This window comes from Streptomyces nojiriensis, from assembly GCF_017639205.1.
Classification (GTDB): Bacteria; Actinomycetota; Actinomycetes; order Streptomycetales; family Streptomycetaceae; genus Streptomyces; species Streptomyces nojiriensis.
In genome coordinates this window covers 6,677,937-6,703,258 of record NZ_CP071139.1, presented here as the reverse complement: position 1 = coordinate 6,703,258, position 25,322 = coordinate 6,677,937, and the positions used below count along the sequence as shown (strand labels likewise).

Genomic DNA, 25,322 nt, shown 5'->3' with positions numbered 1-25,322 from the left:
TTCGTCGGCAGGGTGCGGTCGCGGTTCGGCGAACCGCGACCCGAGGGTGTTAATGAAAACGATAACCATTACAGTACCCTTCGAACGCGGCGCCTCTGCCCGGCGCCCGACCACGCCCACGCCCACACCCACGCTCTTCCCAGACCGGAGAACCCATGCGCCACCGCGCCCGGATCGGCATCCCCCTCGCACTCGCCCTGGCCCTCGCCACCACGGGCTGCTCGGCCACCACCGGCGCCCCCGCACCGAAGGGCGAGCCCGCGGCCCGGACGGCGGTGCTCGGCAGTTGCGGGCGGCAGCTCTCCTTCGACCGGCCCCCGCAGCGCGCCGTCGCCCTGGACCAGGCCTCGACCGAAACCCTGCTGGAGCTGGGGCTCCAGGACCGGATGGCCGGGACGGCCAACCTCAAGACGAAGATCCCCGCGCAGTACCAGGACGCCTACGCCAAGGTCCCGGTCATCGCCCCCAAGATCGCCACCGGTGAGCAACTGCGCGCGGCCACACCCGACTTCGTGGTGGCCGGCTCCACCGACCTCTACACGAAGGACCGCGCCGGCACCCGCGAGGAACTGGCCGCGCTGGGGGTCCCCGCCTTCGTCAGCGCGGTGGACTGCCCGCAGCAGAACGAGGCCGGGAAGTCCCCCTTCGAACTGCTCTTCTCCGACTACGAGCTGCTCGGCAAGGTCTTCGGCGGCGAGGAACGGGCCGGCCGGCTCGCCCAGGAGCAGCGCGCCGCCGTCGCCAAGGCCGGCGAGAGCGCCGCCGGGGCCACCGCCCGGGACGGGAAGCAGCCCACGGTCGTCTACCTCTACTCGGTCTTCAACGGCATGCCGTACGTCGCCGGGCGGACCGGTCTGCCCAGTGAGATGAGCCGGATCGTCGGCGCGAAGAACGCCTTCGACGACGTGGCCGAGGACTGGCCCGAGGTCTCCTGGGAGGAAGTCGCCCGGCGCGACCCGGACTTCATCGTGATCGGTGACCTGAGCGAGCGCGGCCGGCCCGGCGACAGCGCCGCCGAGAAGCGCGCCGCGATGGCCGCGGACCCGGTGGTCTCCAAGCTGGCGGCGGTCCGCGAGAACAGGATCATCGAGGTGCCGGGGATCGAACTGGACCCCTCCGTACGGTCCGTGCACGCCCTGGGGCTGCTGGCGGCGGGGATGAAGGACCTCGGACATGTCCGCTGACCCGGCGGTGGGGGTGGTGGACCTGCTGCTTCCGGCCGCCCGCGAGGTCCGGGTGAGCGCGCCGTCCGCGCCGCCGCGGGCCGGGCGGTCCGGCGCACCGGCTCGGGCGGGGCTGTTCCTCGTCGGCGTGCTCGTCCTGGTCGCCTCGGTGGCGGCGAGCACCCGTATCGGCAGCGCCGACGTGGGGTGGACCGACCTCGGCCGGGCGCTCGGGGCCCGGCTGGGCCTGGCCACCGAACCGCTGCCGCCGCTGCTGGACTCGCTGGTCTGGGACCTGCGGCTGCCGCGGGTCCTGATGGCGGCCCTGGTCGGCGCCTCGCTGGCGGTCTGCGGCACCGTGCTGCAGGCCGTCACCCGCAACGCGCTGGCCGACCCGTACCTGCTCGGCGTGTCCTCGGGGGCCTCGGCCGGGGCCGTCGCGGTGGCCGTCCTGCCCCTGTCCGGGCCGGCCGCCGGAACCCTCGGGATCACCGGCGGCGCCCTCGTCGGCGCCCTGCTCTCCTTCGGCCTGCTGGTGGCGCTGCTGCACCGGACGGGCCTGGACTCGGTCCGCATCGTCCTCACCGGCGTGGTCGTCGGGCAGCTCTTCACCGCCCTGACCTCGCTCGTCCTGATGGCCTCGGCCGACGCCGACACCACGCGCGCCCTCACCCACTGGCTGCTGGGCTCGATGGCCCCGGCCCGCTGGAACGCCGTCGTGGTCTGCGCGATCGTCACCCCGCTGGGGCTCGCGGCCGCCTGGCTGTGCGCGAACGCCCTCGACGGCCTCGCGTTCGGCGCGGACACCGCCGCCTCGCTGGGGATCGGCGTGCGGCGCACCCGGATGCTGCTGCTCGTGGCGACGGCCGTGCTGACCTCGGTGGCGGTGGCCACCGTCGGCGCCATCGGGTTCGTCGGACTGATCGTCCCGCACGGGGTGCGCCTGCTGGCCGGTCCGCTGCACCGGGTGCTGCTCCCCCACGCGGCGCTCGCGGGCGCGGTGTTCCTGGTGTGGACCGACGCCCTGGCGCGGGTCGCCTTCGCGCCGCGCGAGATACCGGTCGGCGTGATCACCGCGCTGCTCGGCGTACCGCTGTTCCTCCTCGTCCTGCGCAGGAGGGGTGAGCTGTGAGGATCACCGCCGAAGGCCTGAGCTGGGCGGCCTCGGGCACGCCCGTCGTCCGCGGGGTCGACCTGGACGTCGCGCCGGGCGAGACGGTCGGACTGCTCGGCCCCAACGGCTCCGGCAAGTCCTCGCTGCTGCGCTGCCTGGCCGGGCTGCGCGCGCCCGACGCGGGAACGGTGCGCTACGACGGCCGGACGGTACACGACTGGAGCGCCCGCAAGATCGCCCGCCGGATCGCCTTCGTGGAACAGGACTCCGGACCCGGCACCGACCTGCGGGTCGCCGACGTCGTGGGGCTGGGCCGGACCCCCTTCCGCGACAGCCTGCGCGGACCGGACGCCACCGACCGGGCGGTCGTCGCCGCCGCGCTGGACCGCGTCGGCCTCACCGCGCTCGCCGGGCGCTCCTGGAAGGGCCTGTCGGGCGGCGAGCGGCAGCGCGCCCACATCGCCCGCGCGCTCGCCCAGCAACCGTACGGTCTGCTCCTCGACGAGCCCACCAACCACCTGGACGTCAGACACCAGCTGGAACTGATGGAACTGCTCGCCGGCACCCCGCAGACGGTCCTGGTCGCCCTGCACGACCTCACCCTGGCCGCCCGCCACTGCGACCGGCTGCTGCTCATGCACCGGGGCCGCCTGATCGCCTCCGGCACCCCCGCCGCCGTCCTCACCCCCGAGCATCTCGCCCGGATCTTCGAGGTCGACGCCGAACTGGCCACCGACTCCCTGGGGCGGCTCTCGGTGTCCTACCGCGGCCCCCTGCGCGCCACCGCGCTCCCCTCCGCCCCCGCCCCCGCACCCGAACCCCTTCCCGTACTCCGACAAGGAACGTCATGACGAGCCACCCGACCACCGCGCCCGCACCCTCACCCGCGCCGACCGTCGACGCCCTCATCGCGGCCGTACTGGCCGGTGAACACGGCCCACTGCCCAGCGAACTCGTGGCGACCAGCGTGTTCTGGATCCACCACGGCACCCGGCTGGCCGGCGGCGACACCACCTACCTCAACCAGTACGTCCTGGTGCGCCTCGGCGACTCCTTCGGCGGCTGTGCCTTCGAGGCCGGCGAGATCGACCCGTCGGTCTGCCGCGACGCCTCGGGCGCCCCGCTCGACGTCCTGCTGCGCGAGGCTCCGCGCCCGCTGCGGATCGCCGCACTCGACGCGTACCTGTCCGCGCAGCGTCCGCACCGCGACGCCGGAGCGGAGCCGGTCACCCTCCCCGCAGGCACCCCCGAAGTGCGCGCCCGGGCCCGCGACGCGGCCATCGCAGGGCTGCTGGACATCGGCCCGGGCGCCCGGGTCGGCCTCATCGGCGTGGTGAACCCGCTGGTCGCGGCGATCCGCGAGCGGGGCGGCGTGCCGCTGGCGTGCGACTTCAACCTCAGGTCCACCCAGTGGGGCGATCCCGTCACCACCGACATGCACGAGGTGCTGGAGCACGCCGACGCGGTCGTCGCCACCGGCATGACCCTCGGCAACGGCTCCTTCGACACCGTCCTCGACCGCTGCCGCGCCCGGGGCGTCCCGCTGGTCGTCTACGCGCAGAGCGGCAGCGCGGTGGCCCGGGCCTTCCTCGGCTCCGGGGTGACCGCCCTGTCCGCGGAGCCCTTCCCCTTCTCCCAGTTCAGCGCCGACCCGACGACCCTGTACCGCTACCGGACGGCGGGGCAGCCGTGAACGTGCCCACCGCCCGCCGTGGCGCCGGGCAGGCCGCCTGCCACCACGGCGAGCTCCTCCAGGGCGTCTTCCTCGACGCCACCGGGCGCCGGTGCGCCGGCCTGGTCACCCTGCCGATGACCGGGATGGGCAGCCGGGCCGAGTTCACCCGGCTGCCCGGTACCCCGCCGGAGCAGCTCACCGTCCTGCCGGGCGACCGTACGAAGGCCGCCCGCGCGGCGGCCCTCACCGTCGCGGAATGCGCGCCGCGGCGCCGGGAGCCGCCCTGCGGAGGGGAGTTGCGGATCACCGGCGACATCCCGGTGGGCCTCGGCATGGGCAGCTCCACCAGTGATGTCATCGCCGTCGTGCGCGCGGTCGCGGACTCCTACGGGGTGCGGCTGGCGCCCGCTGCCGTCGCCCGGCTGGCGGTGCGCGCCGAACTGGCCTGCGACCCGCTGATGCTCGACGCCCGCCCGGCGCTCTTCGCCCAGCGCGAGGGGCGCGTCCTGGAGGTCCTCGGCCCCCGCCTGCCGCCCCTCGTCGTCGTGGGCTGCGCCCTGGGCGGCGGCGCGCCCGTGGACACCCTCGCCCTGCCGGTCCCTGCGTACGACGAGAGCGACGTACGCGCCTTCGAGCGGCTGCGCGCCCTGCTGCGCCGGGCCGTGGCCACGGGCGACGCGGCCCTGCTGGGCCAGGTCGCGAGCGCCAGCGCACGGCGGGGCCAACAGCGGCTTCGCCACCCGGAGTTCGACACGCTCACCGGCATCGGCCGGCGGCTCGGGGCCCTGGGGGTCCAGATCGCGCACAGCGGTGCGGTGGCCGGTCTGCTCCTCGACCCGGCGGCCCCGCGCCTGCGCCACCGCATCCGCGGCTGCGTGCGGGCGCTGGACAGCAACGGCATCGCCGCCACCCGCGTCTTCACGACCTTCCCGCCCCTCCCGACGACCAAGGAGTTCCCGAGTGGACCAGCACATCGCGGAGGCCATCGGCCGGCCCGACCTGATACGCCTCGACGACCGGCTCGTCTGCCTGCGCTTTGAGACCATGAAGGTCGTCTCCGCCCTCGCCGCGGTCCGCCACCTGCTCGACACGGGGGTGGTGCGGCGCGGGGACACCCTGCTGGACAGCTCCAGCGGGATCTACGCGTACGCCCTCGCGCTCGCCTGCCACCGCCACGGGATGCGCTGTCACATCGTCGGCTCGACGACCGTCGACGCCACCCTGTGCACCCAACTGGCCGTGCTCGGGGCGACGCTGGAGCGGATGGAGCCCTGCGAGGACCTGAAACTGGACCAGAAGCGGCGGGTCGAGCGCATCCACGAGATCCTCGCGGAGCACCCCGAATACCACTGGATGCGGCAGTACCACGACGACATCCACTACCTGGGCTACCGGGCGGTGGCCGAGCGGATCCGGCACTCGACGGGCGGGAAGGCCCTGACCCTGGTCGGCGGGGTCGGCTCGGGCGCCTCCACCGGGGCCCTCGCCCGCTACCTCAGGGAGGACTCCCCCGACGTCGAACTCGTCGGCGTGCAGCCCTTCGGCAGTGTCACCTTCGGCGCCGGGCACGTGGCCGACCCCGAGATCATCATCGCCGGGATCGGCAGCTCCATCCCCTTCGGGAACGTCAGCCACGCGTCCTACGACACGCTCCACTGGATCTCCTTCGACGCCGCGCTGGCCGGCAGCGTCGACCTGTTGCGGCGGCACGCGGTCTTCGCCGGCCTGTCCACCGGGGCCGGCTACCTCGCCGCCCGCTGGGAACGGTCCCGGGCCCCGGAGCGTACGGTCCTCTTCATCGCCGCCGACACCGGCCACCGGTACGTGGACAGCGTGTACGCCCGCCACCACGAGGCGGCCGCCGTCGACTCCCTGACCCCGCGGCAAGTTAAGGACCGGGCCGAACTCGCGCTCCCCTGGTCCCGGATGGACTGGAACCGGGCCCTCGGCGAAGTCTCGCCCTATGCCTGAAAGGTGCGCCGGTAGGCGTGCGGACTGGTTCCTGTGAGGCGCTTGAAGCGCTCCCGGAACGCGGTGGGAGAACCGAAGCCGACCTGCGCGGCGATCCGTTCGACGGGGTGCGCGGTGGTTTCCAGCAGATACTGCGCCTGCCGGATCCGGGCCCGGTGCAGCCACTGCAACGGCGAGGTGCCGGTCTGTTCGCGAAAGCGCCGGTTGAGGGTCCGGACGCTCATGCCGCCCTGTGCGGCGATGTCATCAAGGGTGAGGTCGCGCCGGGCGTTGTCCTCCATCCAGCGCAGGAGCGGCTCCAGTACCGATCCGCGCGGGGCCGGCGGCTGGTCGTGGACGATGAACTGGGCCTGCCCGCCGTCGCGTTCCAGTGGCATGACGGACAGCCGGGCGGCGTCCGCGGCCACCGCCGAGCCGAGGTCGCGCCGGATCATGTGCAGGCACAGGTCCAGCCCGGCGGCGGCGCCGGCCGAGGTGAGCAGCTGTCCGTTGTCCACGTAGAGCACACCCGGGTCCACCTCGACGGCGGGGTGGAGCTCGGCGAGCAGCCCGGCGGCCGACCAGTGGGTGGTGACGCGCAGACCGTCCAGGAGTCCGGTGGCGGCCAGGACGAAGGCGCCCACACAGATGGAGGCGAGCCTGGTTCCCCGTGCGGCGGCCTGCCGCAGCGCGTCGAGGACCTCCTCGGGCACGGGCGCCGCGGGGTCGGCCACACCCGGCACGATGATCGTGTCCGCCTCGGCCAGCTCCGTCAGCGGCCACGGCGCGCGCAGCACGAACGCCCCGGCGTCGACCTCCTCGGCGGGTGCGCAGACACGGACCCGGTAGGCCGGACGGCCGTCGGGAAGCCGGGTCCGCGCGAACACCTCGATCGGGGTGGACAGGTCGAACGGGATCACACCGTCCAGGGCGAGCACGACCACGGTATGCATGGCCCGACGATAGCTGGGCGCGGCATCGGCCTCTCCCCCGGGATGTCGTCACAAGGGCCGGTTCCCCCAGGTCACAGCCGTCTGGCCGGCCCGGGTCGCGGTTGGCCACAATCCGTTGGTCGACGGCATTCCAGCCGCTTCCGGCATCCGTGAACCGCGACTAGCGTCGGTGTCCGCGCGCCGCCGGCCCCGTTCCCGCGGCCTTTCGACACCCGCCCGCTCCTGACCACCTGGATCACCCACGTGACGAAATTCCTGCTCGCCGTCCACGTCCTGGCGGCGGTCATCACCATCGGCCCGGTCACCGTCGCCGCCAGCATGTTCCCCTCGACGGCCCGCCGCGCCCTGGCCGAGCCCGGGAGCCCGGCGCCCCGCGCCGAGGTCCGTACGCTGCACCGCATCTGCCGGGTCTACGCCGTGATCGCGGTCGTGGTACCGGTGTTCGGCCTGGCGACCGCCCACAGCCTCCACGTGCTGGGCAGCCCCTGGCTCCTCACGTCGATCGCACTGACCGCGGCGGCCGCTGCCGTGCTCGGCATCCTGGTACTCCCGCGCCAGTCCGCGGCGGTGGCCGTCCTCGACGGCACCGCCGCCCCGGGGAAGGCCGATGCCGCCCTGCAGGCGGTGGGCCGACTGGGCATGCACACCGGACTGTTCAACCTGCTGTGGGCGACGGTGACCGTCTTGATGATCGTCCGCCCCGGATCCACCACAGGAGCCTGACGTGCACCACCCGAGCCGGCTCCTGCGGGCCGCCGCACTCCTGGAACTCGGCAGCCTGGCCGTTCTGTTGGGCAACCTCGGCGCGCTCCACCTGCAAGCGGTCTCCTCGGCCGTCGGCCCCCTGCACGGCTGCGCCTACCTGATCGTCATCATCGCCACCGCCCGCGAGCCGCACTCGGACCGGTCGGCCGTCGCTCTGTCGGCCGTCCCCGGCATCGGAGGCCTCCTCGCCCGGCGCCGCCTGAGCGCGCCCCGCCCGGCGGCCGGCCGGAGATGACGGGGCATCTCGTACCCGTCGGCAGGATCAGCGGATCGCGCCGTCGCGGATCGCGTTCACCAGTCCGGTGACCAGATCCGCCCGCTCCGCCATCGCGCCGACGACCAGGTACTCGTGGTCGGCATGGGCGCCGCCGCCGACCGCTCCCAGGCCGTCGAGCGTAGGCACCCCCAACGCGCCCGTGAAGTTGCCGTCGCTGCCGCCGCCGACCGCCTTGCCCTCGATGCCCGGCAGCAGCCTGCGCGCCGTCTCGAACAGCTCCGCCGACGCCGACTCCGGCATCGGGGGCCGGCCCACCGCCCCCCGGACCACGATCTCCGCCCCGTCCAGACGCGGAGCCAGGGCCGCCAGCGCCGACTCGACGCGGTCCTTCTCCCGGGCCGACTCCACCCGGACGTCGACCAGCACCCTCGCCTCCGCCGGAACGACGTTGTCCGAGGTTCCCGCCGAGGCCACGGTCGGCGTCACCGTCGTCCCGATCTCCGGCCTGCTCAGCGCCGCGATCTCCAGTACCTGGTGCGCCGCCTCGACCAGCGCGTTCACCCCGGCCTCCGGTTCCAGCCCGGCGTGCGCCGCCCGCCCCTTGACGAGCACCTCGAACGTGCCGCACCCCTTGCGCCCCGTCTTCAGGCCCCCGCCGTCGGCCGCACCCTCGAACACGAGCACCGCGCCGCAAGCGCGCGCCCGCTCCTCGATCAGGGCCCGGGAGGAAGCGGAACCGACCTCCTCATCGGCGGTCACCAGGACCTCCACACCCGACAGGTCGTCCAGCGCCGCCAGGCCGTGAACGGCCTGCACCAGCCCACCGAGCATGTCGAAGACCCCGGGGCCCGTCGCGTGCCCGCCCTCGACCCGGAAGGGGCGGCGCCCCAGGGTGCCCAGCGGGAAGACCGTGTCGTGGTGACCGAGGATCAGCACCCGGGGCTCACCCCCGCCCGACCAGTGCACGTGCGGCCCGGCCTCGCTCTCCACCAGAACGGCCCGACCGCCCAGCCGGCTCTCGACGACCGCCGCCACGGCGCGGGCCGAAGCGTTCAGGGCATCGAGGTCACGCGACGGGGACTCGACCTCGACGAGCGTGCGCAGGTCATCGAGCATCGCGTCAACGCTCACGGCAGTGCTCTGGTACATCCTCATGTCCTCACGATACGGGGCACACCCGGCGGGCCCCGGAGGCGCAGAAGCCCGGTGCTGCGCGCGGTCTAGGGCGTGGCCAGTTCGCGCACGGTGGCCATGTCGCTGAAGGGGAGCAGCTCCTCGCCGACGATCTGGTGCGGTTCGCTGCCCTTGCCGGCGATCAGGACCGTGTCGTCAGGGCCCGCCTCGGACAGGGCGAAGTCGATCGCCCGGCGGCGGTCGGCGTAACGCCGGAAGGGGGTGCCACTCGCAGTGAGTCCGTGGGAGACCTGGTCCAGGATGGCCTCGGGGTCCTCGTTGCGGGGGTTGTCCGAGGTCAGGACACAGAGGTCGGAATGGGTGCCGGCGATCCGGCCCATCTCGGCCCGTTTGGTGGTGTCGCGGTCCCCACCGCAGCCGAAGACCGTGATCACCCGGCCGCGGGCGAAGCCCCGGATGGTGGTCAGGACCTTCTCCAGGGAGTCCGGCGAGTGGGCGTAGTCCACGATCACGGAGGTGCCCAGCGGGGTCCGGAAGCGTTCCAGCCGGCCCGGGACCGGCGGCATCCGGTCGAGCGCGTCGACCAGGGGGCCCAGCTCGTGCCCCAGCACGTGGCAGGCCGCCACGGTGGCCAGCGCGTTGGCCACCGAGAACCGGCCCGGGACGGGGATCGAGGCCGGGTAGGCGCGTCCGGCGTGGTGGAGGGTGAACCGCGTACCCAAGGCACTCACCACGAGGTCGGTGGCCCGGTAGTCGGCCGCGCGGTCCAGGGCGTACGTGGTCACCGAACCACCCGGCATCATCGACACGATGGACGCGCCCACCGGATCGTCGGCGTTGACCACCGCACGCCGGCACAGGCCCTGGAAGAGCCGCAGCTTGGCGTCCCGGTAGTCCGCCATCGTCCCGTGGTCGTCCAGATGGTCCTGCGTGAGGTTGGTGAAGACGCCGACGTCGATGAACGTACGGTCCACGCGGTGCGTCAGCAGCGCCATCGAGGTGGCCTCCAGCACCACGCCGGCGGCCCCGCGGTCGCGCATGTACCCCAACAGGTACTGCAGGTCGGGGGATTCCGGCGTGGTCAGCACCGAGGGCGGCATGGGGATCGGCTCATCGCCGATCCTGCTGCCGGCGGTTCCGATCACCCCCACCCTGGAGCCCTCGGCGATCCGCAGGACGGACTCGACCATGTACGAGACGGAGGTCTTCCCGTTGGTGCCGGTGACCGCCACCATCTCCATCTGCCTGCCGGGCTCGCCGAAGTAGCGGGAGGTCACCACCGCGGCGGCCGTCCGCGTATCGGGGACCCGGACGGCGCAGGTGCCCGGGGGCCATACCGCGGCCGGCAGCGCGGGCTCACTGCCGTCGACGAGTACGGCGGCGGCGCCCCGGGCCAGCGCCGGCGGGACGGAGGCGGGGCCGCCCTCCCGGTGTCCGGGTACGGCGATGAAGAGCGAGCCCGGCATCACCCGGTCGGCGTCGAAGGTGGTTCCCGCGGTGATCAGCGTCGTGTCCGGATCACCCTGGAGGACGTGGTGCTCCTGCCCGGCCAGCAATTCGCTCAGCTTCACAATGATCCCTTCGAGGGGGCTCGGGCCCGGGCGTGCGGCCGTAGCCAGGCGGCAGCGCCGGCGGCATGCCGGGAAGCTGCTGTGGTGATGTGGAGCGGAGGAGCCGGAGGCGCGAAGCGCTAGCCGTGGCCGTGCAGGGCCGTACGGCGCGTCTTGGGCGCTACGGCGAGGGCCTCGCCGGCCGGGTCGGCGGCGGTCGCGACCCCGGCCGCCGGGCGCATCCCGAAGGCGGCCTGCTGCAGGCACTGCCTCGAGGAACGTGTGCGACCCATGGGCCGAGTGTACGGCCCACCCGACGGCCCGCCGGCCGGGTACGAGGGCGGCCGAGCGCGGTGCGGCGCACCCGGACCCGGTATCCGCTCCTGGTGATCCGTGCCGTGCCGCCGGAGACCCCTCTCCGGCTCAGGGCACCGCGAACCAGCAGACATCACCGGAGTCGGGCAATCGGGAATGCGGCTCGACCGAGGCGCCGCGTCCGAGCAGACGGCCCACCGCCCCGCTGACGGCGAAGAGCCCGAGCCGGTCGTCGTGCGCGTACTGGATCGGATACTCGAGCTCTCGGCGGTACGCTTCCTCGTTCACCGTGGCTGTGGCCGCTCCACCGGATCTGCTGGACGGGCGGCTGCCGGCCCTCGGCCCGGGGGCGGGGCGGCCACGGACCCGCCCGTCAGGCGTGGTTGACGGGGAGGACGTCCGGGGAGAGGGCGCCGGCGTGGGCCGCGGCCGAGGTCATCCGCTTGCGGTGGTGGCGGCGGCAGAGGACCTCGTAGCCGATCTCCCCCGCCGGGCGGTTCACGTCGCCGACCACGACCTGGGCGCCCTCGACCACCATCTCCCCGCCCACCGTACGGGCGTTGTGCGTGGCACGGGCACCGCACCAGCACAGGGCCTCCACCTGCAGCTGCTCCAGGCGGTCCGCCAACTCGATCAGCCGCTGCGACCCCGGGAACAGCTTCGTCCGGAAGTCCGTCGTGATGCCGAACGCGAAGACGTCCATGTCCAAGTCGTCCACGATGCGCGCCAGCTGGTCGATCTGGACGGGCGCCAGGAACTGGGCCTCGTCCACGATCACGTAGTCCGCCTTGCCGCCCTTGGAGATCTGCGCGACCAGGTACGCGTACAGGTCCATGCCCTCCGGCGCCTCCACCGCCTCCGTCACCAACCCGAGGCGGGAGGACAACTTGCCCTCACCCGCCCGGTCGTCACGGGTGAAGATCACGCCCTGGAGTCCCCGCGCGTCACGGTTGTGGGCGATCTGGAGCGCCAGAGTGCTCTTTCCGCAGTCCATCGTTCCGGAGAAGAACACCAGCTCGGGCATGGGAAGTACGGGACCTTTCGGGTCGTGGGCAGGTGGTGGGCGGTGGGTCGGGCAGCCGGACGGCCGGGCGACGAGGGTCAGGTGCGGATTTCGAGCAGCGGGACGAGCTGCTCCGCCGCGGTCATGGAGCCGTGCATTCCGGTGAGGGCGGATTCGTTCGGCTCGTTGCGCGAGGCGGTGATCGCGACATCGGCCTGGGCGGCCGCCACCACGTCGCCGATGCGCCCGAGCACGCGCTCGTCGCACTCCCCCGGCGCGCCGAACCAGCCCAGTTCCAGGGCCTCTTCGCGGCTCGCGACCCAGAACCGGTCGCCGAGCACCTCGCGCCACACGGTCAGGACGTCGGCCTCGGCGCCCGGCACCGCGTACACGTGCCGGGCCCGGCCCTCGCCACCCAGCAGGGCGACGCCGGCGCTCAGCTCCCAGTCCTCGTCGAAGTCGATCCGGGAGTCCTCGTCGAAGGGGACGTCGACCATGCCGTGGTCCGCGGTCACGTACAGGGCGGTGCGCGGCGGCAGCTGCTCGGCGAGCCGCTGGACGAGCCGGTCCACGTACATGAGCTGGCCGCGCCACGCGTCGGAGTCCACACCGTGCCGGTGGCCGGCCCCGTCGAGCTCGCTGAAGTAGGTGTAGACGAGCGAGCGGTCACCGGCCGCGAGGCGCTCGGCCGCCAGGTCCATCCGCTCCTCGCCGGTCATCCGGCCGAGGAAGGTGCCGCCGCTCAGCGCGATCTTGGTGAGCGGGGTGGTCTGGAAAGCGGGCGAGGACACCTGGGCGGTCGCCACCCCGGCCTTGTCGGCCTGCTGGAAGACGGTCGGGTACGGCTGCCAGGGCTTCGGCGCGGTCCACGGGTACCAGCGGAGCTGGTTCATGAGTTCGCCGGTGGCGGGGTTGCGGACGGCGTAGCCGGGCAGGCCGTGGCGGGCCGGCGGCAGGCCGGTTCCCACGGAGGCGAGCGAGGTGGCGGTGGTCGCCGGGAAGCCCGCGGTGATCGGGCGGCCGGTGCCGCCGCGCGAGCTGCCGAGCAGGGAGGTGAGGTACGGGGCCTCGTCCGGGTGGGCCTTGATCTGCTCCCAGCCCATGCCGTCGACCAGGAACACGCAGTTCCGGTCGGCCGGGGTCAGCTCGGTGATGGCGGCGGTGAAACCGGGGACACCCTGGCCCGCCACGAGCGTGGGCAGCAGATCGGCGAGCGACCCGGCGCCGTACTCCGGGACGGGGGCGCCCGCCAGGTCCAGCAGCTCCGGCTCGGGCCACTCCTGTGCCGCGGAGTACGCCATCAGCGGGCGGAGGGGGAGGAAGTCGCCGCTGTCGCCTCGCTGAGCGCCTGCGCGAAGACCAGGGTCTGGCGCACCGCCTCCGGCCCGTCGCCGGCCTCGCTGACCCGCAGGCTGAGGTCGTCGGCGGTGGAGTTTCCGGTGTAGCCGTGGTCGGAGTCGCAGTTCGGGTCGCCGCAGGCGGCCGGCTCCAGGTCGATCCGGGAGACCGCGCCCCAGCCGATGGTCAGGACGACCTCGCGGGGCAGGGTGCCGGGGGTGTAGGACTCCGGGTTGGCGACGACGCGGCTGAGCACCACGGAGGAGATGCTGGACAGCTTGACGGACTCGGTGGAGGTGGTCGCGTACGGGGAGGGGGACCCGGCGTCGGCGGCCTGCTCGTCGGTGTGGCTGACGATGAAGCGGTTGCCGGTCAGGACCAGCACGGTGACGTGACGGCGCACCTCGTTGGAGTCGAAGGTCGTCTCCTGGTGGACCAGGTACGACGAGATCGGCTCGCCGCCCACCGCGGCCTCCACGGCCTCGGCCACGAGGGCCGGGTAGTAGCCGCTGCGCTCGATCGCCGTGCGCAGCCCCTGGGTCGTCGTACCGGATTTCGCCATGAGGTCCATCCTAAGGCCCGTACGGGGCCCTCAGGCCGCGCCGTACCCGGTCAGTAACTGGGGAGGGTCCGCGGGCCGAGATCGCCGCGGGCCGGCGGGTGGGCGACGCGGACGGTGGCGCTGAGCACGGAGACGCCTTCGGCGGCGACCACGACGGGCTCCAGTGAGACGCCGATCACCTCGGGGTGGTCGTCCACGAGGCGGGACAGCCGCAGGAGCAGCTCTTCCAGGGCGGGGGTGTCGACGGGATCGCTGCCGCGCCAGCCGAACAGGAGGGGTGCGGTCCGGATGGACCGGATCAGTCCGGCGGCGTCCCGGTCGGTGGCCGGGACGAGCCGGTGCGCGGTGTCGCCGAGCAGCTCGGAGGCGACGCCGGCGAGCCCGAAGGAGAGGACGGCGCCCGCCGCGGGGTCGATGACGGAGCGGACGACGGTGTCGACCCCGCGCGCCACCATGGCCTGCACCACGGGCTGGAGCTCGGCCGGCTTGCCCAGCGCGTCGGTGAGCTCCTCGTACGAGCGCCTCAGCTCGGCCTCGTTCGTGAGGTCGAGGCGTACGCCGCCCAGGTCCGCGCGGTGGCGCAGGTGCGGCGCGGTGGTCTTGAGCGCCACCGGGTAGCCCAACACCCCGGCGGCGCGGACCGCCGCGTCGGCGCTCGGCGCGGGCAGCGTGGGCAGGACGCGGATCCCGTAGCCGGCGAGCAGCTCGCGGGCGTCCTGGTCGGTGAGGGTCAGCACGGCGCCGGGGTCGACCTCCGCCAGCAGCCCGGCCAGCCGGTCCGCGGTGCCGGCCTCGTCGATGTCCTCGTACTCGGGGACCCGCCCGTCGTCGTCGGCGGTGGCCCGGCGCCACTGCCCGTACCGGACGGCTTCGGCGACGGCCTTGACCGCCCGCTCGGCGGCGGGGTAGCTGGGGATGCTGTCGCCGGCGGCGGACAGCGGACCGGCCGGTGCGTGCGGCGCCGGGTCCGCGACGGGGCCCCAGCTCCGGGACGGGGCGGGGTGCGGGGCGCCGCGCACGGCGGACAGGGCCTCGACGAGCGCGCCGAGCTCGACGTGGACCACGGCGACCGGCTTGCCCGGGTGCTCGGCCACGGCTGCGCGCAGGGCGCCGGCCAGGTCGTCCGCCGGAGCGTCCTCGCTCACCCACGGGATGGCCGTGACCACCACCGCGTCACAGTCCTCGGAGCGCAGCGCGTCGGTCAGGGCGGCGCGGAAGTCGGCCGGCGCGGCCGCCGTCGTCAGGTCCAGCGGCGGCAGCGGCCGCAGGCCCTGGGTGAGGCACGCGTCGTAGGTGAGGATGCCGAGGGACTCGGAGTTGCCGAGGATCGCGATCCGCGGCCCGGCCGGCAGCGGCTGCGCCGCCAGCAGGAGGCCGACGTCCACCAGCTCGGTGACCGTGTCGACGCGGATGACACCGGCCTGGCGCAGCAGGGCGGAGACGGTGGCCTCCGGCAGCCGGGTGTCGGGGACGACGTGCCCGGCCGGGCTGTGCCGGCCGCCCTTGGCGACGACCACCGGCTTGACGGCCGCCGTCCGGCGGGCGAGCCGGGTGAACTTCCGCGGGTTGCCCAGGGTTTCGAGGTAGAGCAGGGCGACGTCGGTCGCCTCGTCGTCGTACCAGTACTGGAGGATGTCGTTCCCGGACACGTCGGCGCGGTTGCCGGCGGAGACGAAGGAGGACAGGCCCTCGCCGCGCCGGAGCAGGGCCGAGAGCAGGGCGATCCCGATCGCCCCGGACTGCGTGAACAGGCCGATCCGGCCGCGCGTCGGCATCGGCGCGGGGGTCAGGGAGGCGTTGAGTTCCACCTCGGGCGCGGTGTTGATCACGCCGTAGGCGTTCGGCCCGATCAGCCGCATCCCGTACGAGCGCACCTGCCGCACCAGTTCGCGCTGGCGGGCGAGTCCGGCCGGGCCGCTCTCCCCGTAGCCGGCGGACAGGACGACGAGCCCCTGCACCCCGTGCTCGCCGCAGGCGGCCACCGCTTCGGGGACCCGGTCGGCCGGGACCGCGATCACCGCGAGGTCGACCGGGGCGCCGATGGCCCCGACGGCGGGGTAGGCCCGTACGCCGTCGAGCAGGTCACGGGTGATGGCCTCGTTGACGGCGTAGAGGTGGCCGCGGAAGCCGCTGTCGCGCAGGTTGCGCAGTGCGGCCGCACCCACGCCGGCGCCGGAGCGGCTGACTCCGACGACGGCCACCGATCCGGGGGCCAGCAGCCGCTGCACCGAGTGGGCCTCGGCGCGCTGCTCGCGGGCGCGCTGCACGGCGAGGGACTCGGCGGTGGGTTCGAGGTCGAGGGTGAGGTGGACGGAGCCGTCCTCGAAGCTGCGCTTCTGCTGGTAGCCGGCGTCCGTGAAGACTTTGATCATCTTGGTGTTGGCGGGCAGCACCTCGGCGGCGAACCGCCGGATGCCGCGCTCGCGGGCCACCGCGCCGATGTGTTCGAGGAGGGTGGAGGCGACCCCGCGGCCCTGGTGGGCGTCCTGGACGAGGAAGGCGACCTCGGCCTCGTCGGCGGGTGCGGAGGCGGGCCGGCCGTCGGCGCTGATGCGGTCGTAGCGGACGGTGCCGATGAACTCGCCGCCGATGGTCGCGGCGAGCCCGACCCGGTCCACGTAGTCGTGGTGCGTGAAGCGGTGAACGTCGCGGTCGGAGAGCCGGGGGTAGGGGGCGAAGAACCGGTAGTACTTCGACTCGTCCGAGACCTGCTCGTAGAAGCTGACGAGCCGGCCCGCGTCCTCGGTGGTGATGGGCCTGATCCGGGCGGTGCCGCCGTCGCGCAGGACGACATCGGCTTCCCAGTGGGCCGGGTACGAGGGGTCCGACTCGATGGTCATGGGCCTACCTTACGGCCGGATCAGGCCGTGGAGCCCTCGCGCGGCGCCGAGGCGGGACGGGACGTATCAGGGCAAGCTGGGGAGGGTCGAACGGCGGAAAATTCTGGCCGGAGGTAGGCCCGAGCATTCCGGGCGTCGTGAGAGACTGGTCTAGACAACCGTAAGAACCTGAAGGGCATCACCATGGCAGAGCGCCGCGTCAACGTTGGTTGGGCCGAGGGCCTGCACGCTCGTCCCGCCTCGATCTTCGTCCGTGCGACGACCGCTTCCGGCGTCCCGGTGACCATCGCGAAGTCCGGCGGCGACCCCGTCAACGCCGCCTCCATGCTGGCGGTCCTGGGCCTGGGCGCCCAAGGCGGCGAGGAGATCGTCCTCGCCTCCGAGGCCGAGGGTGCGGACGCCGCGCTCGACCGCCTCGCGAAGCTGGTCGCCGAGGGTCTCGAGGAGCTCCCCGAGACCGTCTGACCCTTCGGGTTCGGCTCCACGCGCGAAGCCGCGGCCCCCGCTCCGGGGGACCGCGGCTTCGTCGTTCCCCGGACCGAGGCCCTGGGCCCGGAACCAGGTTCCGCCCCGGGGCCGGGCCTCCGACTCGGGGGCCGGCGGCCGACTCGGGGGCCGGCGGCTGGCCATGCGCGCTCTCCGGTTCAGTGGCCGGCCTGCGGCTCGGGGGCCAGTGACCACGCTCGGGAGCCGGGGCCGGCCCGGGGGCGGCCTCCGGCTCGGGGGCCAGTGGCCACGCTCGGGAGCCGGGGCCTCTCCGGGGGCGTTCTCCGGCTCGGGGGCCAGTGGCCACGCTCGGGAGCCGGGGCCGGTCGGGCGCCGGCCTCCGGCTCGGGGCCAGGGCCGACTCGGGAGCCTGGGGCCGGCCCGGGGGCGGTCTCCGGCTCGGGACCGGTGGCCTGCCCGGGGGTCGTGCTCGGGAGCCGGGAGGCCGGGCCGGGCTCCGGCGCGACCCGGGCCCGTCCGATGTGCTCACCCCGCGGGCAACGCGGACCCGCGGACCCGCGGACCCGCGGACGCCGCCGGAAATACCGCCCGGCGGAAAAGACCCCACCGGAATCCGGCCCGGCGCACGCCGAATTCAGCTCCGCCGGAATTCCGCACAGAGAATTGGCCGACACGGAACGAACCGGCCGCCGGACAGCGAATTCAAGCGATCCCGTCCTTTGTATACGGCTCCTGTTAATGCCGGCCGCCCGACATGTTTACGGCAGGTTGCGAAGTGCTCACCGCCGCGCGGAGCCGCAGCCGGTGCGCCCCCGCCGCCCGGTCGGCGTGGACCGCGGTCAGCGCCCGCGCCCGTTCGGCGTCACCGCGCGCCACCGCGTCCACGATCGCCCCGTGCTCCGCCCAGGAGTCCACGGGCCGGGCCGGCGCCTCCACCACGTACATCCACGCGATCTTGTGCCGCATCTGCGTGAGCAGCGCGATCAGCCCGGGGCTGCCGGAGGACTGGGCGAGCGTCTCGTGGAACCAGCCGCCCAGGGACCGCAGATCCTCGCCCTGGCCCCGCCTGGCCCGCTCCTGCCCCAGCCTGACCAGCCCGCGCAGCACCTTGAGGTGCGCGTCGGTGCGCCGCCGGGCCGCTCTCGCCGCGGCCAGCGGCTCCAGGAGCATCCGCAGCTCCAGCAGGTCCGCGGCCTCCTGCTCGGTCGGCTCCGCCACGCAGGCCCCCGCGTGCCGCCGCGTGGTCACGAACCCCTCGGACTCCAGGGTCCGCAGGGCCTCGCGCACCGGGACGCGCGAGACCCCGTACCGGCGGGCCAGCACCTCCTCGGTCAGCCGGCCGCCCGGCTCGAACACCCCGGAGACGATGTCGTCGCGGATTGCTGTGCATACCGCGTGCGCAGGAATACGCAAGACCGAACCTCCGCCTATTTCCGTCTGCCAGCCTCATTGCACGCACATGCGCGTGCTGCGACTCTATTGCAACACACGATAATTTCCGAGAGCGGCCAGAAATACGAAACATTTACACAAGGACGCAACACACAAAGACCCCGGCTCGGGGAGCCGGGGTCTTCGGTGAAGCGGTGCGAGGCGGTGTCAGAGGCTGACGCCGTGCGAGCGCAGGTACGCGATCGGGTCGATGTCCGAGCCGTACTGCGAGCCGGTGCGGGCCTCGAAGTGCAGGTGCGGGCCGCTGGAGTTGCCGGTGGAGCCCGACAGGCCGATCTGCTGGCCGGGGGTGACCTGGTCGCCGACGGAGACGTTCAGCGAGGTCATGTGCCCGTACTGGGTGTAGGTGCCGTCGTTGTGCTTGATGACGACGTTGTTGCCGTACGCGCCACCCCAGCCGGCCTCGACGACGGTGCCGACGCCCACCGCGTGGACCGAGGTACCGGAGGCGGCGTGGAAGTCGATGCCCGTGTGGGAGCCGGAGGACCACATGCCGCCGCCCGCGTGGTACTGCGTGCTGACGTACGAGCCGTCCACCGGGGCGACGAAGGTGTTGAGGCGCTTGCGCTCCTCCTCGCGGGCGGCGCGCTCGGCGGCCTCGCGCTCGACCTTCGCCTTGGCCTCGGCGAGGCGCTTGGCCTCCGCGGCCCGCTGCTTCGCGTCGGCCTCGGCCTGCGCCTTGGCGGCGTCCTGCTCGGCGCCGCGGTGCTGGGTCTCGGCCTGGTCTGCGATGTCGCCCGCGAGGTCCTCGGCGACGACCACGGCGCCCAGGCCGTTGTCCTGGCCGATGGTGCTGCTGTGGTTGTCCGCGGCGAAGGCCGGGGCGGCGAGGGAGCCGACGACACCCGTGGTGGCGATCGCGGCGATACCGGCGTAACCGGCGGTCTTCTTGCTCAGACGGCTGGAGCCACGGTGCTTACCGGTACCAGCGGGACGACTGCCAAACGCCATGAAGGGTTTGATCCTTTCCTTCCTTCTCGCCTACCGGGTTAGCTGACGGGTTCGGAGCAGGAAGGTCTCCTACGGATCTCCTCTTGCGAGGGGGTCCGATTCACCCCAGGGACTCATGTGGGTCCCCGGCTCCCCAGGCTCGCGCCTGACGGGGACTCGGCGATCGCTGCCCGGTGCCGCGGGTGCGGCGGGCACAACTGACGGACAGCACGGCCGACGCTAGGCGGATCATCAGTCAATCGCCAAACAGACACGGCTTTTTGTTGCGTACGCCACACCGCATACAAGCAACCTCACCACTAAACGGACAAAAGGGGTTCTGGTGACAAGTCACCAGAACCCCTTGCTGAAACCTTCAGCCGGCCCTCAATGAGCCGTCGTCCGACGGTCAGTTGGAGACGACCGTGACCTCTCCGATCCCAAGAGCCCGCACGGGCTCCTCGATCAGCGCCGCGTCGCCCACCAGGACGGTGACCAGCCGGTCCGCGGGGAAGGCCTTGACGACCGCCGTGGTCGCCTCCACCGTGCCCGTCTCGGCGAGCTGGGCGTACAACTGCGCCTGGTAGTCGTCCGGCAGCTCCTGCTCGACCTGGTCGGCGAGCGTGCTCGCGACCGAGGCCGCCGTCTCGAACTTCAGCGGGGCCACGCCCACCAGGTTCTGCACGGCGACATCGCGTTCGGCGTCGGTCAGACCGCCCTCCGCGAGGGTGCGCAGCACCTTCCAGAGGTCCTCCAGCGCCGGTCCGGTGTTCGGGGTGTCCACCGAGCCGCTGATGGCGAGCATCGAGGCGCCCTTGCCGTCCGCGGTGGAGCGCAGCACCTGGCCGAAGGCGCGCACGCCGTAGGTGTACCCCTTCTCCTCGCGCAGCACCTTGTCCAGGCGCGAGGTGAGCGTGCCGCCCAGGCAGTACGTGCCCAGCACCTGGGCCGCCCACACCCGGTCGTGGCGGTCCGCCCCGATCCGGCCGATCAGCAGCTGCGTCTGGACCGCGCCGGGCCGGTCCACGATGACCACGCGGCCGGTGTCGTCGGCGGTCACCGGCGGCACCGGGAGGGCGGCGGCGGTGTTGCCCGTCCAGGCGCCCAGGGTGTCCGCGAGCACGGCGTCCAGGTCGATGCCGGTCAGGTCGCCGACGACCACCGCGGTGGCGGTGGCGGGGCGTACGTGGGCCTCGTAGAAGGCGCGTACGGCGGCGGAGTCGATCCGGGCGACCGTCTCCTCGGTGCCCTGGCGCGGCCGGGACATCCGCAGGGTGGCGGGGAAGAGCTCCTTGGAGAGCTGCTTGGCGGCGCGGCGCTGGGGGTTGGCCAGCTCGTGCGGGATCTCGTCGAGCCGGTTGCGCACCAGCCGGTCGACCTCGGCGTCGGCGAAGGCGGGGGCGCGCAGCGCCTCGGCGAGCAGGCCCAGCGCCTTGGGCAGCCGGGAGGCCGGGACCTCCAGCGAGACCCGCAGGCCCGGGTGGTCGGCGTGCGCGTCCAGGGTGGCGCCGCAGCGCTCCAGCTCGGCCGCGAACTCCTCGGCGGAGTGCTTGTCGGTGCCCTCGGAGAACGCCCGCGCCATGATGGTCGCCACGCCGTCCAGGCCCTCGGGCTCGGCGTCCAGCGGGGCGGCGAGGTTGACCTCGACCGCGACGACCTGCTGGCCGGGCCGGTGGCAGCGCAGCAGGGTCAGCCCGTTGGACAGCTGCCCGCGGTCGGGGGCCGGGAAGGCCCACGGCTGCGGCTCGCCGGCCTGCGGGCGCGGGTGGAAGGTCATCGTGACGGCTGCCGTGTCGCTCACTGCTCCGCCCCCTCGTTCTCGTCGGAGTCGTCGGACTCGTCGTGCTGGTCGGACTCGTCGGCCGCGAGCGGCTCGTAGACGAGCACCGCGCGGTTGTCCGGGCGCAGTCGGGCCGCGGCCACGGCCTGCACCTCCTCGGCGGTGACGTCGAGGACGCGCTGGACGGCGGTCAGCGCCAGCTGCGGGTCGCCGAACAGCACCGCGAAGCGGCACAGTTCGTCGGCGCGGCCGGCCACCGTGCTCAGCCGGTCCAGCCACTCGCGCTCCAGCTGCGCCTGGGCGCGCTCCATCTCCTCGGCCGTCGGGCCCTCGGCGGCGAACCGCGCGAGCTCCTCGTCCACGGCCGCCTCGATGTCGGGGATCTCGACCCCGCTGGAGGTCTTGACGTCCAGCCAGCCCAGGGAGGGCGCCCCGGCCAGGCGCAGCATGCCGAAGCCGGCCGCGACGGCGCTCTGGTCGCGGCGTACCAGCCGGTTGTGCAGCAGCGAGGACTCGCCGCCGCCCAGGATGGTCAGCGCCACGTCGGCGGCGTCGCACTCGCGGGTGCCGTCGTGCGGCAGCCGGTAGGCGGCCATCAGCGCACGCGCCGGGACCTCCTCGACGATCTCCTCGCGCAGCTGCTCCCCGATGATGTCGGGCAGCGAGCCGTCGCGGGGCGGCTGCTTGCCGTCGTGCGCGGGGATGGTGCCGAAGTACTTCTCGACCCAGGCGAGCGTCTGCTCGGGGTCGATGTCGCCGACGACCGAGAGCACCGCGTTGTTGGGCGCGTAGTACGTACGGAAGAAGGTGCGCGCGTCCTCCAGGGAGGCGGCGTCCAGGTCGGCCATGGAGCCGATCGGGGTGTGGTGGTACGGGTGGCCCTCGGGGTAGGCCAGGGCGGTGAGCCGCTCGAAGGCCGTGCCGTAGGGGACGTTGTCGTACCGCTGGCGGCGCTCGTTCTTGACGACGTCGCGCTGGTTCTCCATGGACTCGTCGTCCAGGGCGGCCAGCAGGGACCCCATCCGGTCCGCCTCCAGCCAGAGGGCGAGCTCCAGCTGGTGGGTCGGCATCGTCTCGAAGTAGTTGGTGCGCTCGAAGCTGGTGGTGCCGTTGAGGGAGCCGCCGGCGCCCTGGACCAGTTCGAAGTGCCCGTTGCCGGGTACGCTCGCCGACCCCTGGAACATCAGGTGCTCGAAGAGGTGAGCCAGGCCGGTGCGTCCCTTGACTTCGTGGCGCGAGCCGACGTCGTACCAGAGGCAGACCGCGGCGACCGGGGTCAGGTGGTCCTCGGAGAGCACCACGCGCAGGCCGTTGGCCAGCCGGTGCTCGGTCGCTGTCAGGCCGCCGGAGCCGGCCTGGGCTGTGGCCGTGTGACCCATGGGCATGTGGTCCCTTCGATCGCGATGCAGAGATTTCTTATCGACCTGCCACTGTATGCAAGCGCGCCGACCGCCGGATAAGTTCCCGGGTCACTCCCCCGCACTCCGTCCGGGGGACCCCCGGGGTCGGAGTCGGCGTTGTCGGTGCGTCGGGCCACAATGGTCCGCGTCGTACCCTCGCCGGACACCACAAGACCGCCAGACCCAGCCAGACACCCCGCCCGACACCCAGCACACCCCATTTTGGTTAAGGAGCCGCGCAGCGATGGCCCGCCGCAGCACGAAGACCCCGCCGCCGGAGGATTTCGAGGAGAAGATCCTCGACATCGACGTCGTCGACGAAATGCAGGGCTCCTTCCTCGAGTACGCGTACTCGGTGATCTACTCCCGTGCCCTGCCCGACGCCCGGGACGGCATGAAGCCGGTGCACCGGCGCATCGTGTACCAGATGAACGAGATGGGCCTGCGCCCCGACCGCGGCTACGTGAAGTGCGCCCGTGTCGTCGGCGAGGTCATGGGCAAGCTCCACCCGCACGGTGACGCGTCGATCTACGACGCCCTCGTGCGCATGGCGCAGCCCTTCTCCATGCGGCTGCCGCTGGTCGACGGCCACGGCAACTTCGGTTCGCTCGGCAACGACGACCCGCCGGCCGCGATGCGTTACACCGAGTGCAAGATGGCCGACGCCACCTCGCTGATGACGGAGTCGATCGACGAGGACACCGTCGACTTCACCGCCAACTACGACGGCCAGGAGCGGGAGCCGGTCGCCCTGCCCGCCGCCTACCCGAACCTGCTGGTCAACGGCGCGTCCGGGATCGCGGTCGGGATGGCCACCAACATGCCCCCGCACAACCTCGGCGAGGTCATCGCGGCCGCCCGCCACCTGATCCGGTACCCGCAGGCGGACCTGGAGGCGCTGATGCGCTTCGTGCCGGGTCCGGACCTGCCCACGGGCGGCCGGATCGTCGGGCTCTCGGGCATCAAGGACGCCTACGAGAACGGCCGCGGCACCTTCAAGATCCGCGCGACGGTGGCCGTGGAGGACGTGACGGCGCGCCGCAAGGGCCTGGTCGTCACCGAACTGCCCTTCACGGTCGGCCCCGAAAAGGTCATCGCGAAGATCAAGGACCTGGTCGGCTCGAAGAAGCTCCAGGGCATCGCCGACGTGAAGGACCTCACCGACCGCTCGCACGGCCTGCGCCTGGTCATCGAGATCAAGAACGGCTTCCACCCGGAGGCCGTGCTGGAGCAGCTCTACAAGCTGACGCCGATGGAGGAGTCCTTCGGCATCAACAACGTGGCGCTGGTGGACGGGCAGCCCCTGACGCTGGGCCTCAAGGAGCTGCTGGAGGTCTATCTCGACCACCGCTTCGAGGTCGTCCGGCGGCGCAGCGAGTTCCGCCGCACCAAGCGCCGCGACCGCCTGCACCTGGTCGAGGGCCTGCTGGTGGCGCTCCTCGACATCGACGAGGTCATCCGGCTCATCCGGGACAGCGACAACTCCGCGCAGGCCAAGTCCCGGCTGATGGAGCGGTTCTCGCTGAGCGAGATCCAGACCCAGTACATCCTGGACACCCCGCTGCGCCGGCTCACCCGGTTCGACCGGATCGAGCTGGAGTCCGAGCGCGACCGGCTGACGGGCGAGATCGACGAGCTGACCGGGATCCTCGAGTCGGACAGCGAGCTGCGCAAGCTGGTCTCCGCGGAACTGGCGGCGGTCGCGAAGAAGTTCGGCACCGGGCGCCGTACGGTGCTGCTGGAGTCCGCGGGCACCGCGGTGGCGGCCGTTCCGCTGGAGGTCGCGGACGACCCGTGCCGGGTGCTGCTGTCCTCGACGGGCCTGCTGGCGCGTACGGCGAACGGCGACGCGCTGCCGGAGGAGGAGGGCGGCGCCCGCGCCAAGCACGACCTGATCGTCTCGCAGGTCGCCGCGACCGCCCGGGCCGATGTCGGCGTGGTCACCTCGTACGGGCGGCTGCTGCGGCTGTCGGTGATCGACCTGCCGCAGCTGCCGGACACGCACGCCGCGCCGAACCTGGCGGGCGGCGCCCCCGTCTCGGAGTTCGTCTCCGGGCTGGAGGCGGACGAGAAGGTGATCTGCCTGACCTCGCTGGACGAGTCCTCGCAGGGCCTCGCGCTGGGCACCGAGCAGGGCGTGGTCAAGCGCGTCGTGCCGGACTACCCGGCGAACAAGGACGAGCTGGAGGTCATCACCCTCAAGGAGGGCGACCGGATCGTCGGCGCGGTCGAGCTGCGCACGGGTGAGGAGGACCTGGTCTTCATCACCGACGACGCCCAGCTGCTGCGCTATCCGGCGGGCCAGGTCCGCCCGCAGGGCCGTCCGGCGGGCGGTATGGCGGGCATCAAGCTCGCCGACGGCGCCAAGGTGATCCACTTCTCGGCCGTGGACCCGGCGCGGGACGCCGTGGTCTTCACGGTGGCGGGCTCGCACGGCACCCTGGACGGCTCGGTGCTGTCCGGGAAGCTGACCCCCTTCGACCAGTACCCGCGCAAGGGCCGGGCCACGGGCGGCGTGCGCTGCCAGCGGTTCCTGAAGGGCGAGGACGTGCTGGTCCTGGCCTGGGCGGGCGGCTCCCCCGTCCGCGCGGCGGCGGCGAACGGCACTCCGGCCGAGCTGCCGGCCGTGGACCCGCGCCGGGACGGCTCGGGGGCGGCACTGCCGTCGGCGGTCGCGGCGCTGGCGGGAGCCGCACTGTAGGTCGCGGGAGGGCGTTCGGGTGGTACGACCGGG

At 73.2% G+C, this 25,322-nt stretch carries 23 protein-coding genes and 1 riboswitch; of the genes, 10 read left to right on the top strand and 13 right to left on the bottom strand.

The annotated features are described in order from the left end of the window. Positions 1–155: 155 nt before the first annotated feature. From JYK04_RS31185 to JYK04_RS31160, 6 genes are read left to right on the top strand one after another with little or no spacing between them, the layout of a single operon-like run. On the top strand, positions 156–1,184 hold the full coding sequence (locus JYK04_RS31185) for an ABC transporter substrate-binding protein (RefSeq protein WP_189738965.1): 1,029 nt from the start codon (positions 156–158) through the stop codon (positions 1,182–1,184). Continuing rightward, positions 1,174–2,295, top strand: coding sequence for a FecCD family ABC transporter permease (locus JYK04_RS31180; protein WP_189738962.1), 1,122 nt, complete (start codon positions 1,174–1,176; stop codon positions 2,293–2,295). The genes JYK04_RS31185 and JYK04_RS31180 overlap by 11 nt, the downstream gene beginning before the upstream one ends. Beyond that, complete coding sequence (locus JYK04_RS31175; RefSeq protein ID WP_189738958.1) at positions 2,292–3,128, top strand: ABC transporter ATP-binding protein; 837 nt, start codon at positions 2,292–2,294, stop codon at positions 3,126–3,128. The genes JYK04_RS31180 and JYK04_RS31175 overlap by 4 nt, the downstream gene beginning before the upstream one ends. Further along, positions 3,125–3,970 carry a Rossmann-like domain-containing protein gene (locus JYK04_RS31170; RefSeq protein ID WP_189738955.1) on the top strand — a complete coding sequence of 282 codons (846 nt, stop codon included), beginning with the start codon at positions 3,125–3,127 and terminating at the stop codon, positions 3,968–3,970. Before JYK04_RS31175 ends, JYK04_RS31170 begins: the two co-directional genes overlap by 4 nt. Then, positions 3,967–4,992 carry a GHMP family kinase ATP-binding protein gene (locus tag JYK04_RS31165; protein WP_189738951.1) on the top strand — a complete coding sequence of 342 codons (1,026 nt, stop codon included), beginning with the start codon at positions 3,967–3,969 and terminating at the stop codon, positions 4,990–4,992. Before JYK04_RS31170 ends, JYK04_RS31165 begins: the two co-directional genes overlap by 4 nt. Further along, the gene (locus JYK04_RS31160; RefSeq protein ID WP_189738948.1) at positions 4,913–5,923 is read left to right on the top strand and encodes a pyridoxal-phosphate dependent enzyme; all 1,011 of its coding nucleotides are present in this window, start codon (positions 4,913–4,915) and stop codon (positions 5,921–5,923) included. Before JYK04_RS31165 ends, JYK04_RS31160 begins: the two co-directional genes overlap by 80 nt. On the opposite strand, the gene JYK04_RS31155 is transcribed toward JYK04_RS31160, so the two are convergent. After that, the gene (locus JYK04_RS31155) at positions 5,914–6,855 is read right to left on the bottom strand and encodes a GlxA family transcriptional regulator (RefSeq protein ID WP_189738946.1); all 942 of its coding nucleotides are present in this window, start codon (positions 6,853–6,855) and stop codon (positions 5,914–5,916) included. The two genes, JYK04_RS31160 and JYK04_RS31155, sit on opposite strands and share 10 nt — an antisense overlap. A 243-nt stretch (positions 6,856–7,098) precedes the next feature. Between JYK04_RS31155 and JYK04_RS31150 the strand changes: the two genes are divergently transcribed. Both JYK04_RS31150 and JYK04_RS31145 read left to right on the top strand, forming a co-directional pair. Beyond that, on the top strand, positions 7,099–7,578 hold the full coding sequence (locus tag JYK04_RS31150) for a DUF2269 family protein (RefSeq protein WP_189738943.1): 480 nt from the start codon (positions 7,099–7,101) through the stop codon (positions 7,576–7,578). Position 7,579: 1 nt separating this feature from the next. Then, entirely contained in the window at positions 7,580–7,855 is a 276-nt protein-coding gene (locus JYK04_RS31145) for a DUF3817 domain-containing protein (RefSeq protein WP_189738941.1), read from the top strand. A 27-nt stretch (positions 7,856–7,882) separates the two neighbouring features. On the opposite strand, the gene JYK04_RS31140 is transcribed toward JYK04_RS31145, so the two are convergent. The 8 genes from JYK04_RS31140 to JYK04_RS31105 all read right to left on the bottom strand — a co-directional run bounded on the left by JYK04_RS31140 (position 7,883) and on the right by JYK04_RS31105 (position 16,579). Further along, the gene (locus JYK04_RS31140; RefSeq protein ID WP_189738937.1) at positions 7,883–8,992 is read right to left on the bottom strand and encodes a M20 family metallopeptidase; all 1,110 of its coding nucleotides are present in this window, start codon (positions 8,990–8,992) and stop codon (positions 7,883–7,885) included. A gap of 65 nt (positions 8,993–9,057) precedes the next feature. Then, positions 9,058–10,542, bottom strand: coding sequence for a UDP-N-acetylmuramoyl-L-alanyl-D-glutamate--2,6-diaminopimelate ligase (locus JYK04_RS31135; RefSeq protein WP_189738933.1), 1,485 nt, complete (start codon positions 10,540–10,542; stop codon positions 9,058–9,060). 119 nt (positions 10,543–10,661) lie between these two features. Then, on the bottom strand, positions 10,662–10,814 hold the full coding sequence (locus JYK04_RS31130; RefSeq protein WP_189738930.1) for a hypothetical protein: 153 nt from the start codon (positions 10,812–10,814) through the stop codon (positions 10,662–10,664). Positions 10,815–10,944: 130 nt separating this feature from the next. After that, complete coding sequence (locus JYK04_RS31125; RefSeq protein WP_189738927.1) at positions 10,945–11,124, bottom strand: hypothetical protein; 180 nt, start codon at positions 11,122–11,124, stop codon at positions 10,945–10,947. An 85-nt stretch (positions 11,125–11,209) separates the two neighbouring features. After that, positions 11,210–11,860, bottom strand: a complete 651-nt coding sequence (locus JYK04_RS31120; RefSeq protein ID WP_189738924.1) for a thymidine kinase — start codon at positions 11,858–11,860, stop codon at positions 11,210–11,212. Positions 11,861–11,937: 77 nt separating this feature from the next. After that, positions 11,938–13,140, bottom strand: coding sequence for an alkaline phosphatase family protein (locus JYK04_RS31115; protein ID WP_189738921.1), 1,203 nt, complete (start codon positions 13,138–13,140; stop codon positions 11,938–11,940). Continuing rightward, positions 13,140–13,739 (bottom strand): DUF5998 family protein, encoded by a 600-nt coding sequence (locus tag JYK04_RS31110; protein WP_069924106.1) that lies wholly within the window; start codon positions 13,737–13,739, stop codon positions 13,140–13,142. Before JYK04_RS31110 ends, JYK04_RS31115 begins: the two co-directional genes overlap by 1 nt. A 50-nt stretch (positions 13,740–13,789) precedes the next feature. Beyond that, complete coding sequence (locus tag JYK04_RS31105; protein WP_189738918.1) at positions 13,790–16,579, bottom strand: bifunctional acetate--CoA ligase family protein/GNAT family N-acetyltransferase; 2,790 nt, start codon at positions 16,577–16,579, stop codon at positions 13,790–13,792. A 183-nt stretch (positions 16,580–16,762) separates the two neighbouring features. On the opposite strand from JYK04_RS31105, the gene JYK04_RS31100 reads away from it, so the two are divergent. Further along, positions 16,763–17,044: an HPr family phosphocarrier protein gene (locus tag JYK04_RS31100; protein WP_030012489.1), complete on the top strand. Its 282-nt coding sequence runs from the start codon at positions 16,763–16,765 to the stop codon at positions 17,042–17,044. 717 nt (positions 17,045–17,761) lie between these two features. Here JYK04_RS31100 and JYK04_RS31095 read toward each other — a convergent pair. The 4 genes from JYK04_RS31095 to JYK04_RS31080 all read right to left on the bottom strand — a co-directional run bounded on the left by JYK04_RS31095 (position 17,762) and on the right by JYK04_RS31080 (position 22,567). Continuing rightward, a complete protein-coding gene (locus tag JYK04_RS31095; protein ID WP_189738915.1) occupies positions 17,762–18,439 on the bottom strand; it encodes a GntR family transcriptional regulator in 678 nt (225 codons plus the stop codon). Between the two features lie 186 nt (positions 18,440–18,625). Further along, positions 18,626–19,429, bottom strand: coding sequence for a M23 family metallopeptidase (locus tag JYK04_RS31090; protein WP_189738912.1), 804 nt, complete (start codon positions 19,427–19,429; stop codon positions 18,626–18,628). A 13-nt stretch (positions 19,430–19,442) separates the two neighbouring features. Further along, positions 19,443–19,601: riboswitch (cyclic di-AMP (ydaO/yuaA leader) on the bottom strand. Between the two features lie 216 nt (positions 19,602–19,817). After that, a complete protein-coding gene (locus tag JYK04_RS31085; RefSeq protein ID WP_189739555.1) occupies positions 19,818–21,185 on the bottom strand; it encodes a M16 family metallopeptidase in 1,368 nt (455 codons plus the stop codon). Between the two features lie 20 nt (positions 21,186–21,205). Then, on the bottom strand, positions 21,206–22,567 hold the full coding sequence (locus JYK04_RS31080; protein WP_189738909.1) for a M16 family metallopeptidase: 1,362 nt from the start codon (positions 22,565–22,567) through the stop codon (positions 21,206–21,208). A 265-nt stretch (positions 22,568–22,832) separates the two neighbouring features. Between JYK04_RS31080 and JYK04_RS31075 the strand changes: the two genes are divergently transcribed. Further along, on the top strand, positions 22,833–25,289 hold the full coding sequence (locus JYK04_RS31075; protein ID WP_189738906.1) for a DNA gyrase/topoisomerase IV subunit A: 2,457 nt from the start codon (positions 22,833–22,835) through the stop codon (positions 25,287–25,289). Positions 25,290–25,322: the final 33 nt, after the last annotated feature.